Below are 15,822 nucleotides of genomic sequence, written 5' to 3'. Positions count from 1 at the left end.
CAATTGACGGCGATCGGCGGCGTCTTGCGCGTACGCTACCTGCCGTCGTAAGGAACCGGACGCATGGCACGCCAACCGGCCTGCGGGCCGGTTTTTGTTTGTCAGACAGCGCCTTGTTTTTGGTGCGTCCGGCTGAAAATACCTTGAAAACACCCGGAAAACCGAAAATACAGCCAAAAAACCCGCCAAAACGACCCCGCGATTCAGTTAATCATCGTCAGGCCAACTCGAGTCCGACAGGCTGCTAGAGCTTGCCTGCCGGCTTGAATGAACATTCATGTGTAACAAGAGACGATAGTGTTGAATTTCCCGCTTCCGGGATGGTAGTTCGGCACGTCGGAGTGACGAATGCGCCCTCGGGTAAAGGGCCGTCCTGCTTGAGAACGAGAACGTAAGGAGTTGCTTGTGGGCCAATCAAGTGAGCTTGCTCAATCGAAAAAAGTATCGTCTGTACCGCAACTGACCGCAGCCCAACGACGACTGCATCGGGCCGCCTTGCAGCTGTTCGCGGAGCAAAACGTCACTCGCATCAATGCGAGCGAGTTGGCCGAGGTCGCTGGCATGGCGCGGGCTACGGTATACAACAGTCTCTCGGATCTGGACGGCCTGTTTTCCCAGGTGGCTGCGCAGCTCAGCGCAGAAATAACCGAGCGAATAGAGAATAGCGTCGGACAAATGAAGGACCCGGCCCAGAAGCTTTCTGGCGGGGTTCGCTATTGCGCGAAGCGCGCACACGAGGATCCTCTTTGGGGGCGTTTCGTCTGTCGTTTTGCACTAAGTTCGGCCGTGTTGCAGGAGATCTGGACGGGTCAGGTAGTCAGGGAGTTGCGAGAAGGACTCGAAACCGGACGATACGCTTTTCAGGAAGAGCAATTCGCCTCAGCCGTAACTCTCATAACCGGCGCTGTCTTGGGTTCAATGCTGCTGGTGCTTGAGGGGCGCAAAACATGGCGTGACGCGGGATCGGACGCTGCGCAGTTCGTTCTGACGGCATTCGGCATTCCACGCGAAGAGGCTCGAGCGATCGCATGCATGGAACTATCGGCGATTCCGGGCGACACGCTCTGACTTGCGTCCGAAAGTGGGAACGTATGACGTCTTGTCGGTCGGCCTGCTTTTCACGGGTTAGGCGCCCCCTCAACGGATCGAATAGCCGGAAAAGCTGAATCTCGCTTGTACCGTGCAACGCCGAAGCGCCGCTTGCCACGACCGGCTCGCCGACGCGGCCGCGTCGGGCAGACCCGAGGCACCAGCCCCGATCAGATCGCCGTTCGGGTGGTACGCGACCGCAGCGGTCAAACGGACGAGTTCCGCCTCGGGAAACTCGACGCACCTCATGTCATCGCCGTGCTCCGCCCGGTCAATGTGCAACGCGGCCTCCAGGTGCTTGAGGGCGTCTTCCACATCCAGAACGTCAATGCCTACGATAGCCGCTTGAAAACCCGGATGCGCCGCTTCCACGGCGTCGCCACCAAATACCTTGAACACTATCTTGGCTGGCGCCGCCTCCTCGAACGCTATCGGGGCACCATTTCTCCGTCATGCCTCAAGGAAGCTGTTGGTCGCGTGGCGACCAACAGCTAATTCAGGCAGAGCCTTAATGATTGTCAAAGATTACAAACCGGCACACGAAACTCCTGCCGTTTTTAGCAGTCTCATATCGAGAGTGCTAAAATCTGGGTGCTCAAGTTACATTGGCTGAGGAGGTTGAAATCCACATGACGCAAGCTCTGGCTTTTCCGATGATCTCTGCTGTAGGCAATATCGACGCCTACATCCAGGCAGCGAAGCAATTCCCGATCCTGACCGAGGAGGAAGAGTTCCGGCTGGCGACGCGGTTTCGCGAGGAAGAGGATGTCGAGGCGGCGCGTCAACTGGTTCTCTCGCACCTGCGCCTGGTCATCTCGATCGCCCGCGGTTACCTCGGCTACGGTTTGCCGCATGCCGACCTGATCCAGGAAGGCAACATCGGCCTGATGAAGGCGGTCAAGCGCTTCGATCCATCGCATGGTGTTCGCCTGGTATCGTTCGCGATCCACTGGATCAAGGCCGAGATTCACGAGTATGTGCTGAAGAACTGGCGCATGCTCAAGGTGGCGACGACGAAGGCGCAGCGCAAGTTGTTCTTCAACCTGCGCAGCCTGAAGCCGGGTAGCGAGGCCCTAACTTCCAGCCAGGTCGCCGACGTCGCGCATCAGTTGAGCGTCAAGCCGGAAGAAGTGATCGAGATGGAAACGCGCCTCTCGGGGCACGATCTGGCGCTCGAGGGAGGCAACGACGAAGAGGACGCTTTCGCGCCGATCGCTTACCTCGAGGACAGCCGCAGCGAGCCGACGCGCGTACTCGAATCGCGCGCACGCGACCACCTGCAAGGCGAAGGCCTGCAAACCGCGCTGGGGAACCTCGACGAACGCAGCCGCCGCATCGTCGAGGCCCGCTGGCTGAGCGAGGAACCCGCGACGCTGCACGATCTGGCCGCGGAGTTCGGCGTTTCGGCCGAGCGTATCCGCCAGATTGAAAGCAAAGCGATGCAGAAGATGCGCACGAACCTCTTGCCGCTGGTGGCCTGAGAGTCAAGTCAGCACGCGCGTCGTACAGCACCGACGAAGAAAAGCCGTTCAGTAACAAGCTGAACGGCTTTTTGTTTGCGCCAACAGGACAGATCGGTGAACTCAGGGTCTGTGAAAAAAACTCAAAATCCACCACAGAGTCGCGGAGGCACAGAGGAAACGCAGAGAGAAAATGCCGTTGCCAAAGGTCTCCTCTGCGAAAACTCTGCGTCTCTGTGACTCTGTGGTGGGTGTTTCGGCATTTATCCACAACCTCTCAATCAACCTCGAAAAGGTAGTTATCAGCCGCCAGCGCGTCGCCGATCCAGCCGCCGCCCAGCCACTCTGTGTGCCGACGCTCACCGGCGGCGCCGAGCGCAACGAACAGCGGCAAGAAGTGCTCGGGCGACGGATGCGCGGCTTTCGCGCCCGGTGCGGCGTGCTCCCAGTCGAACAGCGCGGCATCATCACCGCTCATCAAACGCGCGTGAGCCCACTCGCGAAAGTCGCGTGACGCCGCCGTCGGGCGCACGCCGCCGGGTCGCAGGTAGTCCATCAGGTTATGCGTCATGTGCCCCGAGGCGATGATGAGCACGTTCTGCTGCGCGAGCGATGCAATCGCCGCACCAAGGGCGTAGTGGTGGCGTGCGCAGCGTTCTGGCTGCACGGAAAGCTGCACCACCGGGATGTCGGCCTTGGGAAACAACGTCAAGAGCGGCACCCAGGCACCGTGATCCAGCCCGCGACCGGCATCGATACCCGTTGCAATGCCGGCCTGCGTCACCTGGTCCTTGATGCGGTGCGCCAGTTCGGGCGCGCCCGGGGCCGGGTAGCGCAGGCGATAGAGTTCCTCGGGAAAGCCGCCAAAGTCGTGAATCGTCTCCGGTTGTGCGCTGCCGCTGACGATCGGCAGGCGCGTGTTCCAGTGCGCCGAGACGGAAACGATCGCCGCCGGTGGCGCCAGGCGCGGTGCGAGCTTCGTCCAGACCAAGTTGAGTTCATCGCCGCCGAGCGCCGTCATCGGCGAGCCGTGCGAGAGGAATAGAACAGGTTGTTTTGCTTTCATGATTTTCGTTTCATCAATGCCCGATCGGGCCGCGGGCACCCGGCACAATCCTTCCAGGCATCCGTGACCAACCGCGTCAGCCCTTGCCCGCTTCCGCCGCGCGGGCGGCGCTCACGCTCGGCCGGCTGGCGACGCGTTCGACGAAATCCGCGAGCGAAGGCCATTGGCTGATGTCGACGCCGACCCACTGGCCCCAGTTGAGAACGGTGTAGAGATACCCGTCAGCCACCGTGAATTGTTTGCCCAGGAGATAGTCGTTGCGATTCAGGTGGCCGGCGAGATAGGTGAGGCGATTCGCCAGCGCCGCGCGCGCAGCGGCCTTCGTTTCCTCCGGCGTCGCCGGGTTGAACAGCGGGCTGAAGCCCTTGTGCACTTCGGAGTTGATGAACGCCAGCCACTCCTGCAGGCGATAGCGCTCGAACGATCCGGTCGCCGGCGCCAGACCGAGTTCGGGCTTGAGGTCGGCAATGTACTGGACGATTGCCGGCCCTTCGCTCAGGCGTTCGCCGTTGTCGAGTTCGAGCACCGGGACGTAACCCTTGGGATTGATCGCCAGATAGTCGCCGCCATTCGCCGCGAGTTTGCGGTTCTTCAGGTCAACCTTGACCAGCTCGAAGTCGACACCGGCCTCGCGCAAGGCGATGTGCGGAGAGAACGAACAGGCTCCAGGTGAGAAATACAGTTTCATTGCGTAACTCCTTGGGCAGAAAACCGGGGCGAACGCCCCGTGGATGGATCGACAGGATCAGGCCGAGCGGGCGCGCAGATTGTCGAAGGCAAAGGCGCCGCCACCGATCAGGCTCTGCGCGAGCGCGGCGACGACGAGATAGACTGGGTATTCCCAGCCGCCGTTCGCCGAACTGAAGAGCCAGCCGTTGCCGAGATGCACCGAGGCGGCACCGATCAGGAGCGGGATCGTCGCGGCGGCGACGAGGCGGGTGCGGAAGCCGGCGAGCAACGCGATACCGGCAAGAATCTCGGCAGGTACGACGATGTAGGCGAAGAAACCGGGGAAGCCGACCGACTCGAAGAAACCAGCCGTTCCCGGCAGCGTAAAGACGAGCGCCTTGAGCAATCCGTGCGCCAGGAACATTGAACCCAAGGCGATGCGCAGCAGGGCAATGCCGAGTTGGCTGGCCGAGGTTTGCGCACCTGCCGAGGTGCCGGCGGCGAAGTTGATCGAAGTACGGGTAGCGGTTGCGGTGTTCATGAAAGTCTCCTTTGATTTCCGGTTGGATGTCGGAGTCGTTCCGACGACAGGCGAACTATAAATATCCCTTACAAAGGAATAAACACGCTTACAATTGAATATCTGTTGCGTTTTTCGGGATAATTTAATGGACAAGTTTGAAGCGATGCGCGTTTTCTGTTCGGTGATCGAAGCTGGCGGTTTCGCACCCGCGGCGGAGCGAATGGGACTGTCGACCTCCGCCGTTTCGCGCCACGTCGCGCAACTCGAAGCGCATCTCAACGTCCGTCTGCTCAACCGCACGACGCGGCGCATGAGTCCGACCGATGAGGGGTTCGCCTACTTCGAGCGCTGCACGCAATTGCTCGCCGATCTCGAGGAAACCGAGGCCAGCGTCGCCGGCGAGGCGCTTCACCCGCGCGGCCGCTTGCGCCTGACCGCGCCGATCGCGCTCGCCACCTTGCGTCTCCCGCCGGCGTTTGCCGCGTTCTCCCGCCAGTACCCGGAAATCACGCTCGACATCCAGCTTTCGGACAACGTCGCCGACTTCGCCGAGGAAGGGCTCGACCTGGCCATCCGGGTCGGCCGCGTGGGGAGTGAGAACCTGGTGGCGCGGCACATCGGCGAAACCCGGCTGCTCGTTGCCGCCGCGCCGGACTACCTGGCGCGCGCCGGGACGCCGACCCACCCCGACAATCTGGCGCGGCATGACTGCCTGACCTACACGTATTCGGCGCTCGGCAATCAGTGGCAGTTCGAGGACAACGCAGGGCAAATGGTGAACGCGCGCATCGGCGGACCGATCAACGCCAACAACGGCATGCTGCTCGCCGAAATCGCCGCGGCCGGCGGCGGCATCGCGCTGGCCCCGTGCTTCATCCTGCAGCCTTTGATTGACGCCGGCCGCCTGCAACGCGTCCTACCGGACTGGAACACACCGCGCCTGCCGATCCACGCGGTTTATCCGACGCGCCGCCACCTCTCGGTCAAGGTGCAGGCGATGGCCAACTTCCTCAAGGACTGGTTTGGGGCGCAGTGATGCGCCGGGGCCTTACTCGACGACGGTCAGCGCGTCGAGCAACTTGCCGTGGATACCGCCGAAGCTCCCGTTGCTCATCACCAGAATGTGATCGCCCGGGCGCGCCTCGGCGACGATCGCCTTGACCAGCGCACCAAGGTCATCGGCAACCAGCGCCCGTTCGCCCATCGGCGCCAGCGCTTCCGCCGCGTCCCAGCCGAGATTGGCGGCATGGCAGAAGGCGAGGTCCGCCTCGGCCAGACTCGCCGGCAACTGCGCCTTCATCACCCCGAGCTTCATGGTGTTGGAGCGCGGTTCGAGCACGGCGAGAATCCGTGCAGACTCGCGCGAACCGATCTTGCGCCGCAGCCCGGCGACCGTCGTCGCAATCGCCGTCGGGTGATGCGCAAAATCGTCGTAAACCGAGACTTCGTTGACGACGCCGCGCAGCTCGAGCCGCCGCTTGACGTTCCCGAAGCGCGAAAGTGCGTCGAGACCCTTGTCGAACGGCACGCCGACGTGCCGTGCAGCGAGCAACGCGGCCGCGGCGTTGGCGCGGTTGTGCTCGCCGCTCAGCGACCAGACCGTCTCACCAATGACTTCGTCGCCGCGCAGCAGGCGCAGCGAACCGTCCGCATCGTCGCCTTCGACGCGCCAGCCATCGGCTCCGTTGAAGCGCTCGACCGGCGTCCAGCAGCCGCGCGCCAGCACGTGCTCCAGGCTCGCCTCGCGCGCGTTGCTGACGATCAGTCCGTTGCGCGGCAAAGTACGCACGAGATGATGGAATTGCGTCTCGATAGCCGCCAGATCAGCGAAGATATCCGCATGATCGAACTCAAGATTGTTCAGCACGGCGGTTCGCGGCCGGTAGTGGACGAACTTCGAACGCTTGTCGCAAAAAGCCGTGTCGTACTCGTCGGCTTCGATCACGAAAAAAGGAGAATCGCTGATTTTCCCCGCCAGACGCGCCGAAACACCGAAGTTCATCGGCACACCGCCGATCAGGAAGCCCGGGCTCAAACCGGCATCTTCCAGAATCCACGCCAGCATCGACGACGTCGTCGTCTTCCCGTGCGTACCGGCGACGGCCAGCACCCAGCGTCCGCTCAGTACATTGTCGGCGAGCCATTGCGGGCCCGAGACGTAGGGCAGCCCGCGATCGAGGATTTCTTCAAGCAGCGGATTGCCGCGCGAGATGGCGTTGCCGATCACGTAGCAGTCGGGGTTGAGCCCGACCTGCTCGGCACCGTAGCCCTCGACGAGCTCGATCCCGGCGGCTTCGAGCTGCGTGCTCATCGGCGGATAGACGCCGGCGTCGCAGCCGGTGACACGGTGCCCGGTGGCCCGTGCGAGCTGGGCGACCCCGCCCATGAAGGTGCCGCAGATGCCGAGAATGTGAATATGCATGTAATTGTTCCACGTTAGAATCGACCGGCCGGCGAGCACGCGCCGGCGCACCCGGCGCATTGTACCCTTGCCCCGATTACCAGATACTTCGTCAAACACGCCGCCTCGACCGGCAAACCCGACCGACACGGAACCATGCCCCACCGCCACGACACCTCGAACACGACCCAGCAGAAGACGCTCATCGCCAATACCGCAGCGCGACTGATCGCCGAGAGCGGCATCAGCGACTACTCGCTCGCCAAACGCAAGGCACTGCACGCCCTCGGACTGCCGGAAGGCACACACCTTCCGGAAAACGCCGAAGTCGAAGCCGAGCTGCGCACCTACCAGCGCCTGTTCCAGGGCGACGAACACGCCGAACGGATCAACCAGCTCCGGCGCAAAGCCTGCGAGATCATGGAAGTTATGCAGAAATTCAACCCGTACCTGACGGGATCGGTGCTCGATGGAACGGCTGGCCGCTACGCCGAGATCGATATCCAGCTATTCACCGACAGCGCCAAGGACGTCGAGATCTTCCTCCTGAACCGGCGCGTCGACTTCGCACACAGCACACCACGCAGCGACCGTGCCGAAGCGGTGCTCACGCTCAACGACGAAGTGGCGGCGATCAACCTCATCGTCTACCCGCGCTTCGAGGAGCGCATCGTCTTCAAGACGCGCGACGGACGGGTGCGCCAGCGCGTTCGCCTTGATGCGCTGCGCAATCTGCTCGACGAAACCACGAACGATAGCGCCCCAGGCATTGATCCGGACACCGCCCTGTCGCCATGAGCCGACGCCTGAGCTGGGTGATCGTCGTCGCCACCATCGCCCTGGCCATGGGCGCCAGTGTCTATGTTGCCGAACGCCCGCTCAACACCGGGCCGGGACCCGCAATCAGCGCCTTCGACCGCCTGCTTGCCGCGAAGCTTCCCGACGCAGCGGGAAAACTGCAGCCGATCGAACAATGGCGCGGCAAGGTTCTCGTCGTCAATTTCTGGGCGACCTGGTGCCCGCCCTGCCGCGAAGAGACGCCCATCCTGTCGCGCCTGCAAACAAAACACGCGAGCAACGGCGTACAAATTGTCGGCATTGCGCTTGATACCGCCGATAACGTCGCGCAATACGCTGCGATACACCCCACCAGCTATCCGCTTTTTACGGGCGACGCCAACGCCACCAACTTGAGCCGCTTGCTCGGCAACACACAATTGGCGCTTCCCTACACCGTCGTATTCAACCGCGACGGCGTTACCGAGATGAACCGCCTGGGCCGCTTTTCCGAAGCGGAACTCGATTCCCTTCTCGAAAAGATCGTGCGCCGGTAGCGCTGGCGCCAGCCTGCAGCCAGTCCGACAAGGGTACTCGAACCGCCCATTCTGGACAAAATGCTTCGATTTGCGGCAAACTCCCCGCATGAAGAGGCAAAATTCAAGATCGTCACGCAACTTGTTCCTCACTCCACCGGTCTAAGCAACCGCTCTGACATCGGCGTCGCTGCCATTCCCCCGTTGGGCGACGACCGCAACCCTCCGAACAACCTGTCGAAACCGCTCGGCACGACATCCCACAGCCAGCGGGTTTCGTTGCCACTGAACCCAGACGCACTATAAGGAGAACATCCGTGGATCTGCGCAAACTCAAGAAATTGATCGATCTGGTCGAAGAATCGGGCATCACCGAACTCGAAGTGACCGAAGGCGAGGAAAAAGTCCGTATCGCCAAGAATCCGAACGTCGCCGCACAGCCGACGTACATGATGCCGCAGGCTGCGCCGATTGCCGGCGCGGCCCCGGTCGCGCCGCGCAAGAAGTCGGTCGATCTCGACGACCTCGACGACGAGGAAGAAGACGATGACGAGAAGGGTCACTTCGTCAAATCGCCGATGGTCGGCACCTTCTACCGCTCGGCGAGCCCCGGCTCGGACGCCTTCGTCGAAGTCGGCAGCACGGTCAAGGTTGGCGACACGCTGTGCATCGTCGAGGCCATGAAGCTGCTCAACGAGATCGAATCCGATTGCGCCGGCACGATCAAGAAGATCCTGGTCGACAACGGTCAGCCGGTCGAATACGGCGAACCGTTGTTCATCATCGGCTAAGGAGCCGCGAACATGTTCGGAAAAGTCCTCATCGCCAATCGCGGCGAGATCGCGTTGCGCATCCAGCGCGCCTGCCGCGAACTCGGCATCCGCACCGTCGTCGTTCATTCCGAGGCCGACCGCGACGCCAAGTACGTGAAGCTCGCCGACGAATCGGTGTGCATCGGCCCGGCGCCCTCCAACCAGAGCTACTTGAACATCCCGGCGATCATCTCGGCCGCCGAGGTGACCGACGCACAGGCGATCCACCCCGGCTACGGCTTCCTCTCGGAGAACGCCGACTTCGCCGAGCGCATCGAGTCGTCGGGCTTCGTCTTCATCGGCCCGCGCCCGGAAACGATCCGCCTGATGGGCGACAAGGTCTCCGCCAAGGACGCCATGAAGGCCGCTGGCGTGCCCTGCGTTCCCGGCTCGGAAGGCGCGCTGCCGGACAACCCGAAGCTGATTTTGCAGATCGCCAAGGCCATCGGCTACCCGGTGATCATCAAGGCGGCCGGTGGCGGCGGCGGGCGCGGCATGCGCGTCGTCCATACCGAGGCGGCGCTGCTCAACGCGGTGACGCTGACCAAGTCCGAGGCGCAGAGCTTCTTCGGCAACCCCGAGGTCTATATGGAGAAGTACCTCGAGAACCCGCGCCACGTCGAAATCCAGGTACTCGCCGACAGCTACCGCAACGCCATCCACCTCGGCGCGCGCGACTGCTCGATGCAGCGCCGGCACCAGAAGGTCATCGAGGAGGCGCCGCCGCCCGGCATCCCGACGCGGCACATCGTGCGCATCGGCGAACGCTGTGCCGAGGCCTGCCGGCGCATCAACTACCGCGGCGCCGGCACCTTCGAATTCCTCTACGAGAACGGCGAGTTCTACTTCATCGAGATGAACACGCGCATCCAGGTCGAACACCCGGTCACCGAGATGATCAGCGGCGTCGATATCGTTCAGGAACAGATCCGCGTCGCCACTGGCGAGAAACTGCGCTTCCGCCAGCGCGACATCGAGCTGCGCGGCCACGCCATCGAATGCCGCATCAACGCCGAAGATCCCTTCACGTTCGTGCCATTTCCCGGCAAGATCAGCTTCTACCACCCGCCCGGCGGCCCCGGCATCCGCGTCGATTCGCACGTCTATCAGGGCTATACGGTGCCGCAGCATTACGACTCGATGGTGGCCAAGGTGATCGCCTACGGCGACTCGCGCGACCAGGCGATCCGGCGCATGCGCATCGCGCTCTCGGAGATGAGCATCGAAGGCATCAAGACGAACATCGCCCTGCATCAGGAGCTGATGTACGATGCGGGCTTCATCAAGGGCGGTACGAATATCCATTATCTGGAGAAGCGCCTGGCCGCGAAGAGCGAAGTCAAATCCAACCTCTAAGACGTAAAAATGTCCTGGCTCTCCATCTGCATCGAAACCGACTGCCACCACGCCGACGCGCTCGCCGACGCACTGCTCGAAGCGGGCGCGCTCTCGGCGAGCATTGAGGACGCCGATGCGGGGACAGAACGCGAAACGCCGCAGTTCGGCGAGCCGGGCTCGGTCACCACGCCGGGTTGGGAGCGTTCGCGCGTCGTCGCCCTGCTCGCCGAGGGGACCGATCCGGACGAACTGCTCGCCGCCTGCGCCGAGACGATCGGGCTCGAGGACATTCCGCCGTTTACGCAGGAGGAAGTCGTCGAGCAGAACTGGGTGCAGCTCACTCAAGCGCAATTCGATCCGATTCGCGTTTCCGAGCGCCTGTGGATCGTCCCTTCATGGCATGAAGCGCCCGACCCGGACGCCATCGTGCTCGTGCTCGATCCGGGCATGGCCTTCGGCACCGGCTCGCACCCGACCACCCGGCTGTGTCTCGAATGGCTCGAACGCACGGTCAAGGGCGGCGAGTCGATGCTCGACTACGGCTGCGGTTCAGGCATTCTCGCGATCGCCGCGGCCAAGCTCGGCGCCGGCGACGTGCATGGTGTCGATATCGACCTGCAGGCGGTCAGCGCCGCCAGAGGCAACGCCGAACGCAACGAGGTCGCCGCACACTTCGACGATTCGGCGAAGGAACTCAGGGGGCAGTTCGACATCGTCGTCGCCAACATCCTCTCCAACCCATTGAAGGCGCTTGCGCCGGCCATCTGTTCGCACGTGCGGCCCGGCGGCCGGCTCGCCCTTTCCGGCATCCTCGCCGAGCAGGCGGACGACCTGATCGCCTGCTACGCGCCATACATCCCGCTCGCCGTCGCCGATACCCGCGACGGCTGGGTCTGCCTGGCCGGCTCGAAGGCTGCCTGACCGAGCGCCAACGCCATGATGTCGCGCTGCCCGAACTGCCAGACCGTCTTCCGCATCACGCCGGAACAGATGAAAGCGCGCGCCGGCAAGGTGCGCTGCGGCCAGTGCCAGGCGGTGTTCAACGCGCTCGACAGCCTGCTGGAAGAGGAAAAGCCCGTTACGCCGGTACCCACGCCGGTCATCGCGCTCGCGCCGACGCCTTCGTTCGCCAGCACAGACACCGTCCCTGCTCCGGCGGCGACGACCGACGCCCACGAACCGACCATTGTCGCCACGGCGCCCTTCTTTGCCGAGGTCGCCGGCAACGCCCCGCAGGAGCCGTCGCTCGACTTCGAAGCACCGGAAGCCCGCGAGGATGAGCCGGACGACGCTTTCTACATTTCGTCAGCCGACGAAGACGCAACGGCGGGGCCAAAGATCGAATCGATCCTCACCGAGGAAGCACACGAACCGACTGTCGAAGCTCCCGCAGTAGCCGCCGAAGCGAAGGAGTTGGTCGTCCCTTTGAGCGAATCCGCCGCGCAAGAACTCGGCAAGGCCACCGGCCTCATCATGCCGCGCGAGACGACCGAAATCCCCGGCTACAGCAAGTGGTCGGAAGGCGTGATGGCAGCGCCAGTCTCCCTTCCATCGGACAAACCGGCGCGCTGGCCCTTCGTGCTCGTCGCGCTGCTGCTCGTATTGGCGTTGCTCGGGCAAGTCATTTTCCATTTCCGCAGCGAACTCGCCACGGCGCTGCCGAGCCTGCGTCCGCTGCTCACTTCGGCGAGCCAGGCGCTGGGCCGTGATCTGCCGCTGCCGCGCCACGTCGAACTGATCAGCATCGAAGTGTCGGGTCTGCAGAACGACCCCGCGCACGGCAATCTTCTGGTGCTCAATGCGACCCTGCGCAATCGCGCGGCTTACGGCCAGGCCTATCCTTCGCTGGAACTCTCGCTGACCGATACGCAGGACGCCGCCGTTGCCCGCCGCGTTTTTTCGCCGGCCGACTATCTCTCGCCCAAAACGCCGGCCAATCAGCCGTTTGCCGCCAACTCCGACCTCACCGTCCGGCTCTGGATCGAAGCCAGGGAGATCGCGGCCGCTGGCTACCGTCTCTACGTTTTCTACCCCTGATCGCCGGCAGCATGCGCGCGGCGCCGCACGGCGAATGTAAAACCCGTTTCACATTTCTTTCGCATGGATCGGGTCGCCGATAAGCTCTTGATCGCCCCCCTGATTCCGGCCGTTCGGATGACGGGCGCATTCTCCGGGGTAAGGCAGTGGTTTGCGCGTACATGTCAGCGGATAAGGCGATTTGAATGAGCGAGGGAAAACGCGGCTACGTTCTCTGGGCATGGTTGCAGCGTGCCGAAACTCAAGCGCCCGACGTTGACGAAGCCATGGCAGGGCAACCCGCGGCTCGACGCTTGAACCGGATGGAACGGGTTGCCCTCGCTTACGACGGACAGCTCGCGCGGCGGAGCAACGACTTGTTGCTGATGTCCTTCAACACGGCCAAGGCCGCCGTGCTCGGCGCCTGTGAAATGCAGCGCCGCTGTGCCGGCCTGCCGCAGGTCGCCGGCGGCAATCTCGCACTCCGGATCGGAATTCATCGGGCGGCGCTGCACCAGTCCCCACGTGTTTCGTTGTCGCTGCTCAAACCGGCGGAGCGCCGCGACCTCAAACGGCGTTTTGGCTTCGACGTGGCAAGGCAGCTTTCCGAACACGCCCCGGACAACGGCATCGTGATTTCGAGCCTGGTCGCCGGGACACTCGAGGCTTCGCTGCTCGAATCGAGCCTCGCCAAGCGCGACGAAGGCACCGATCTGCCGATGCACATACTCAACTGGCACCACGTACTCATGCGCTCGCTCCTGTCGCCCGCGCCCGTAACTCCCGCATCTCTCGCGACGACCTGCGCGCTCGTTTTTTCTCGCGGCCGCCAGCGTTTCGAGTTCGGCCGAATGAATCCGTGTGCCAGCTTTGGCCGCGACCCGGGTTGCGACATCGTGCTGAGCAACCCGTTTGCATCGCGCCTGCACGCACTCGTCGAAATTGGCTCCGAGGGCTGCTTCCTGACCGACCAGAGCGCCAACGGCACGTGTATCCAGATGCCCGACGGCGCCGAGGTGCTGATCCGCGACAAGCCGTTCCGGCTGCCGAACCACGGCCGACTCGCCTTCGGCCATTCGATCAAGAGCTTGCCCGACGCCGTATTCGAGTTCGAAATCGACGCCTGCTGACGCGCTTCAGGCATCGACGACGGGCGCGCACTTCATTGCGGGCAGGCTGACCCGGAAGCACACAAGCCCGTCCCGGCATTCGACGTCGGCGTGACCGCCGTGCTTTTCGGCGACCGTACGCACGAAGTAGAGGCCGAGGCCCGCGCCTTGCGGCTGGCCAGCGCTTCCGTCGCCACGCTGGTAGCGCTGAAAGAGAAGCCGCCGCTCTTGCACCGAAAACTCCCGACCGCTATTTACGACACAGAAGCGAACTTCGCCCGTGTCGCCACCGCTGCTATTGACTTCAAGCCGGATCGCCTCGCCGTCCGGCGCATAGTTCAGGGCGTTCTGCAGCAGATTGATCGCGCACCGTTCGAGTGCGGCAAAGTCACCCTTGATCCAGACCGGGTCTTCCGGCAAGGATCGCAGGATCTTGCGGCCCTGCGCCGCCGCGACGGGATAGAGCTCGTCGGCTGCCTGTTCGAGCAGCGAGACCAGATCGAGCACGGCCATCCGCTCCGGTTCCAGCGCCTCGGCTCGCGCCGTGTGCAGGAAGTCCTGCGCCATCGCCTGCGTCCGGCGCAGCGACGGCAGCAGTTTGGTCGAAGCAACCAGCGGCTCGCTCTCCAGCCTCTGGACGACGCTCGCCAGCGGAGTGCGCAGATCGTGCGATATGAACGCCAACGCCTCGTTACGCTGCATCTCGAGCGTCTGCAGGCGATGCTGCGCCGCCTGCACCGACGCGATCCGCTCTTCAAATCCCATGCGCTGCACGGCGTCGGCCGACACGGCTCGATCCGCGCCGAGACGCTCTGCGAGCCGCCGCAACTCCTGATCGAGGTGACGACGCGCCGCCTCCAGCCGATGCCAGCTCCATAGCGGAAAGGCAAGCAAGCCGGCGGCAAAGGCGCCGCTCGGCGCGATGAAGACGGGAAGCCACGCCGCCTGCCAAGCGCTGCCGCCGACGAGCAGCAGCATCCAGCACAGGCTCGCACCGAGTCCAGCGAGCGGCATCAGGCGCGGTAACCAGAGAAGCGGCAAGAGGGCAAGCACGGCGCAGCAGAGCGCTGAGGCCCAGAGCGGCAATGGACGACTCAGGCGCCCATCGCGCAAACTCAGAAAGACGTTGCCCTGCACCTCGACGCCGGGCATTGGCTGGGCGCGCGCCGAGACGGGCGTCGGCAGGAAGTCGCCGAGACCGACCGCCGTCGCACCGATCAGCACTGTTTTCCCGGCGAACGTCGCACGCGGCACATTTCCGTCGAGCACCTGAGCGAACGAGATGCGCGGGATGCTTCCCGGCGGCCCGGCGTAGGCGATGCGCCGTTCATCCTGACGGACAAGTTCATGCACCTCGCCGACTGAAGGCACGGCGAGCACGGGAGGCACCGATTGGCGACCGGAGACGCGCAAAAGCTCGGCGGCAAACAGCGGCCAGCTCGCCACGCCGACGCCTTCGCGCAGATCGACGCTGCGCGCGATGCCTTCTTCTCCCAGACGCACCCCCACCCGCCCGATGCCGGCCGCGGCAGCGGCGAGTCCGGGAATCGGCGGCGACTCGAGCAGCTGGCCGCCCACGTGCGCCGTTTCGATGACGAGCGGCAGGACTACCCGCCGGCAGTCGGCAACCGCGTTGGCCAGGTCGGCGTCGGCCGCGCGCTCGGGTCCGGGCTCTGAAAAGGCGACGTCAAACCCGACCACCGCCGGGTCGGATCGACAGATGGCCTGCAGCGCTCGCGCGTGGACGCTGCGCGACCAGGGCCAGCGACCGATCCGGGCAAGGCTCTCTTCATCGACGGCGACGATGACGACGTCGTCCGTCGCCAGGCGTTGCCCAAGCCGCTGGCCGAAATCGAAGACCAGGTGATCGATGCGCGCGAACACATCGGAGAAGGTAACGGCCAGTGCGACAACGAAAAGCACGAGGGCGACGACGCCGCGTTCGCGCAACTCGCCGTGCGATGCACGCCGCCGTGGCTGCGCCGTCATCGTGCCCGACGCCGAGCCTCAGGCCGGGGCACAAGCA

At 63.7% G+C, this 15,822-nt stretch carries 16 protein-coding genes and 1 pseudogene; 12 read left to right on the top strand and 5 right to left on the bottom strand.

Going from position 1 to position 15,822, the window contains the following annotated elements:
- The 4 genes and pseudogenes from KBA32_RS06825 to rpoH all read left to right on the top strand — a co-directional run.
- Nucleotides 1–248 (top strand): hypothetical protein (locus KBA32_RS06825; protein WP_294356814.1); only part of this gene is annotated, 248 nt, incomplete at its 5' end.
- A gap of 157 nt (nucleotides 249–405) precedes the next feature.
- Nucleotides 406–1,068: a TetR/AcrR family transcriptional regulator gene (locus KBA32_RS06820; RefSeq protein WP_294356811.1), complete on the top strand. Its 663-nt coding sequence runs from the start codon at nucleotides 406–408 to the stop codon at nucleotides 1,066–1,068.
- A gap of 123 nt (nucleotides 1,069–1,191) precedes the next feature.
- Nucleotides 1,192–1,584: pseudogene (locus tag KBA32_RS06815) on the top strand (IS1595 family transposase); the annotation flags it as partial.
- A 134-nt stretch (nucleotides 1,585–1,718) separates the two neighbouring features.
- The gene (rpoH, locus tag KBA32_RS06810) at nucleotides 1,719–2,570 is read left to right on the top strand and encodes an RNA polymerase sigma factor RpoH (protein ID WP_294356809.1); all 852 of its coding nucleotides are present in this window, start codon (nucleotides 1,719–1,721) and stop codon (nucleotides 2,568–2,570) included.
- Nucleotides 2,571–2,826: 256 nt separating this feature from the next.
- Here the strand turns inward: rpoH and KBA32_RS06805 are convergent, their stop codons facing one another.
- The 3 genes from KBA32_RS06805 to KBA32_RS06795 form a co-directional block, all read right to left on the bottom strand.
- A complete protein-coding gene (locus tag KBA32_RS06805; protein WP_294356807.1) occupies nucleotides 2,827–3,615 on the bottom strand; it encodes a class III extradiol ring-cleavage dioxygenase in 789 nt (262 codons plus the stop codon).
- A 76-nt stretch (nucleotides 3,616–3,691) separates the two neighbouring features.
- Nucleotides 3,692–4,303, bottom strand: a complete 612-nt coding sequence (gene gstA, locus KBA32_RS06800) for a glutathione transferase GstA (RefSeq protein ID WP_294356805.1) — start codon at nucleotides 4,301–4,303, stop codon at nucleotides 3,692–3,694.
- A gap of 57 nt (nucleotides 4,304–4,360) precedes the next feature.
- Nucleotides 4,361–4,825: a DoxX family protein gene (locus KBA32_RS06795; protein ID WP_294356803.1), complete on the bottom strand. Its 465-nt coding sequence runs from the start codon at nucleotides 4,823–4,825 to the stop codon at nucleotides 4,361–4,363.
- A 127-nt stretch (nucleotides 4,826–4,952) separates the two neighbouring features.
- On the opposite strand from KBA32_RS06795, the gene KBA32_RS06790 reads away from it, so the two are divergent.
- Nucleotides 4,953–5,843, top strand: a complete 891-nt coding sequence (locus KBA32_RS06790; RefSeq protein ID WP_294356801.1) for a LysR family transcriptional regulator — start codon at nucleotides 4,953–4,955, stop codon at nucleotides 5,841–5,843.
- A 12-nt stretch (nucleotides 5,844–5,855) separates the two neighbouring features.
- Here the strand turns inward: KBA32_RS06790 and mpl are convergent, their stop codons facing one another.
- Complete coding sequence (mpl, locus tag KBA32_RS06785) at nucleotides 5,856–7,229, bottom strand: UDP-N-acetylmuramate:L-alanyl-gamma-D-glutamyl-meso-diaminopimelate ligase (RefSeq protein ID WP_294356799.1); 1,374 nt, start codon at nucleotides 7,227–7,229, stop codon at nucleotides 5,856–5,858.
- A 135-nt stretch (nucleotides 7,230–7,364) separates the two neighbouring features.
- Between mpl and KBA32_RS06780 the strand changes: the two genes are divergently transcribed.
- The 7 genes from KBA32_RS06780 to KBA32_RS06750 all read left to right on the top strand — a co-directional run bounded on the left by KBA32_RS06780 (nucleotide 7,365) and on the right by KBA32_RS06750 (nucleotide 13,817).
- Nucleotides 7,365–8,006: a hypothetical protein gene (locus KBA32_RS06780; protein WP_294356797.1), complete on the top strand. Its 642-nt coding sequence runs from the start codon at nucleotides 7,365–7,367 to the stop codon at nucleotides 8,004–8,006.
- 17 nt (nucleotides 8,007–8,023) lie between these two features.
- The gene (locus KBA32_RS06775) at nucleotides 8,024–8,542 is read left to right on the top strand and encodes a TlpA disulfide reductase family protein (RefSeq protein WP_294356795.1); all 519 of its coding nucleotides are present in this window, start codon (nucleotides 8,024–8,026) and stop codon (nucleotides 8,540–8,542) included.
- Nucleotides 8,543–8,838: 296 nt separating this feature from the next.
- Entirely contained in the window at nucleotides 8,839–9,312 is a 474-nt protein-coding gene (gene accB, locus KBA32_RS06770; protein WP_294356793.1) for an acetyl-CoA carboxylase biotin carboxyl carrier protein, read from the top strand.
- Between the two features lie 12 nt (nucleotides 9,313–9,324).
- Nucleotides 9,325–10,689 carry an acetyl-CoA carboxylase biotin carboxylase subunit gene (gene accC, locus KBA32_RS06765; RefSeq protein ID WP_294356792.1) on the top strand — a complete coding sequence of 455 codons (1,365 nt, stop codon included), beginning with the start codon at nucleotides 9,325–9,327 and terminating at the stop codon, nucleotides 10,687–10,689.
- A 9-nt stretch (nucleotides 10,690–10,698) separates the two neighbouring features.
- Nucleotides 10,699–11,592, top strand: coding sequence for a 50S ribosomal protein L11 methyltransferase (gene prmA / locus KBA32_RS06760; RefSeq protein ID WP_294356791.1), 894 nt, complete (start codon nucleotides 10,699–10,701; stop codon nucleotides 11,590–11,592).
- 15 nt (nucleotides 11,593–11,607) lie between these two features.
- Nucleotides 11,608–12,708: a DUF3426 domain-containing protein gene (locus KBA32_RS06755; RefSeq protein ID WP_294356788.1), complete on the top strand. Its 1,101-nt coding sequence runs from the start codon at nucleotides 11,608–11,610 to the stop codon at nucleotides 12,706–12,708.
- Nucleotides 12,709–12,893: 185 nt separating this feature from the next.
- The gene (locus tag KBA32_RS06750; RefSeq protein ID WP_294356785.1) at nucleotides 12,894–13,817 is read left to right on the top strand and encodes an FHA domain-containing protein; all 924 of its coding nucleotides are present in this window, start codon (nucleotides 12,894–12,896) and stop codon (nucleotides 13,815–13,817) included.
- A gap of 6 nt (nucleotides 13,818–13,823) precedes the next feature.
- On the opposite strand, the gene KBA32_RS06745 is transcribed toward KBA32_RS06750, so the two are convergent.
- The gene (locus KBA32_RS06745; RefSeq protein WP_294356782.1) at nucleotides 13,824–15,785 is read right to left on the bottom strand and encodes a CHASE2 and HATPase_c domain-containing protein; all 1,962 of its coding nucleotides are present in this window, start codon (nucleotides 15,783–15,785) and stop codon (nucleotides 13,824–13,826) included.
- Nucleotides 15,786–15,822 lie beyond the last annotated feature (37 nt).

Origin of the sequence: Propionivibrio sp., assembly GCF_017995515.1 — a bacterium.
GTDB lineage: Bacteria > Pseudomonadota > Gammaproteobacteria > Burkholderiales > Rhodocyclaceae > Propionivibrio.
Note: the sequence above shows the minus strand (reverse complement) of the source record. Positions and strands in the feature narration are given on the sequence as shown.

Bases quoted from the DNA above. Each gene is read 5' to 3' on its own strand.
- KBA32_RS06795 (WP_294356803.1), bottom strand. From the start codon at position 4,825: ATGAACACCGCAACCGCTACCCGTACTTCGATCAACTTCGCCGCCGGC.
- prmA (WP_294356791.1), top strand. From the start codon at position 10,699: ATGTCCTGGCTCTCCATCTGCATCGAAACCGACTGCCACCACGCCGAC.
- KBA32_RS06780 (WP_294356797.1), top strand. From the start codon at position 7,365: ATGCCCCACCGCCACGACACCTCGAACACGACCCAGCAGAAGACGCTC.
- KBA32_RS06755 (WP_294356788.1), top strand. From the start codon at position 11,608: ATGATGTCGCGCTGCCCGAACTGCCAGACCGTCTTCCGCATCACGCCG.
- accC (WP_294356792.1), top strand. From the start codon at position 9,325: ATGTTCGGAAAAGTCCTCATCGCCAATCGCGGCGAGATCGCGTTGCGC.
- KBA32_RS06790 (WP_294356801.1), top strand. From the start codon at position 4,953: ATGGACAAGTTTGAAGCGATGCGCGTTTTCTGTTCGGTGATCGAAGCT.
- mpl (WP_294356799.1), bottom strand. From the start codon at position 7,229: ATGCATATTCACATTCTCGGCATCTGCGGCACCTTCATGGGCGGGGTC.
- KBA32_RS06805 (WP_294356807.1), bottom strand. From the start codon at position 3,615: ATGAAAGCAAAACAACCTGTTCTATTCCTCTCGCACGGCTCGCCGATG.
- KBA32_RS06745 (WP_294356782.1), bottom strand. From the start codon at position 15,785: ATGACGGCGCAGCCACGGCGGCGTGCATCGCACGGCGAGTTGCGCGAA.
- gstA (WP_294356805.1), bottom strand. From the start codon at position 4,303: ATGAAACTGTATTTCTCACCTGGAGCCTGTTCGTTCTCTCCGCACATC.
- rpoH (WP_294356809.1), top strand. From the start codon at position 1,719: ATGACGCAAGCTCTGGCTTTTCCGATGATCTCTGCTGTAGGCAATATC.
- KBA32_RS06750 (WP_294356785.1), top strand. From the start codon at position 12,894: ATGAGCGAGGGAAAACGCGGCTACGTTCTCTGGGCATGGTTGCAGCGT.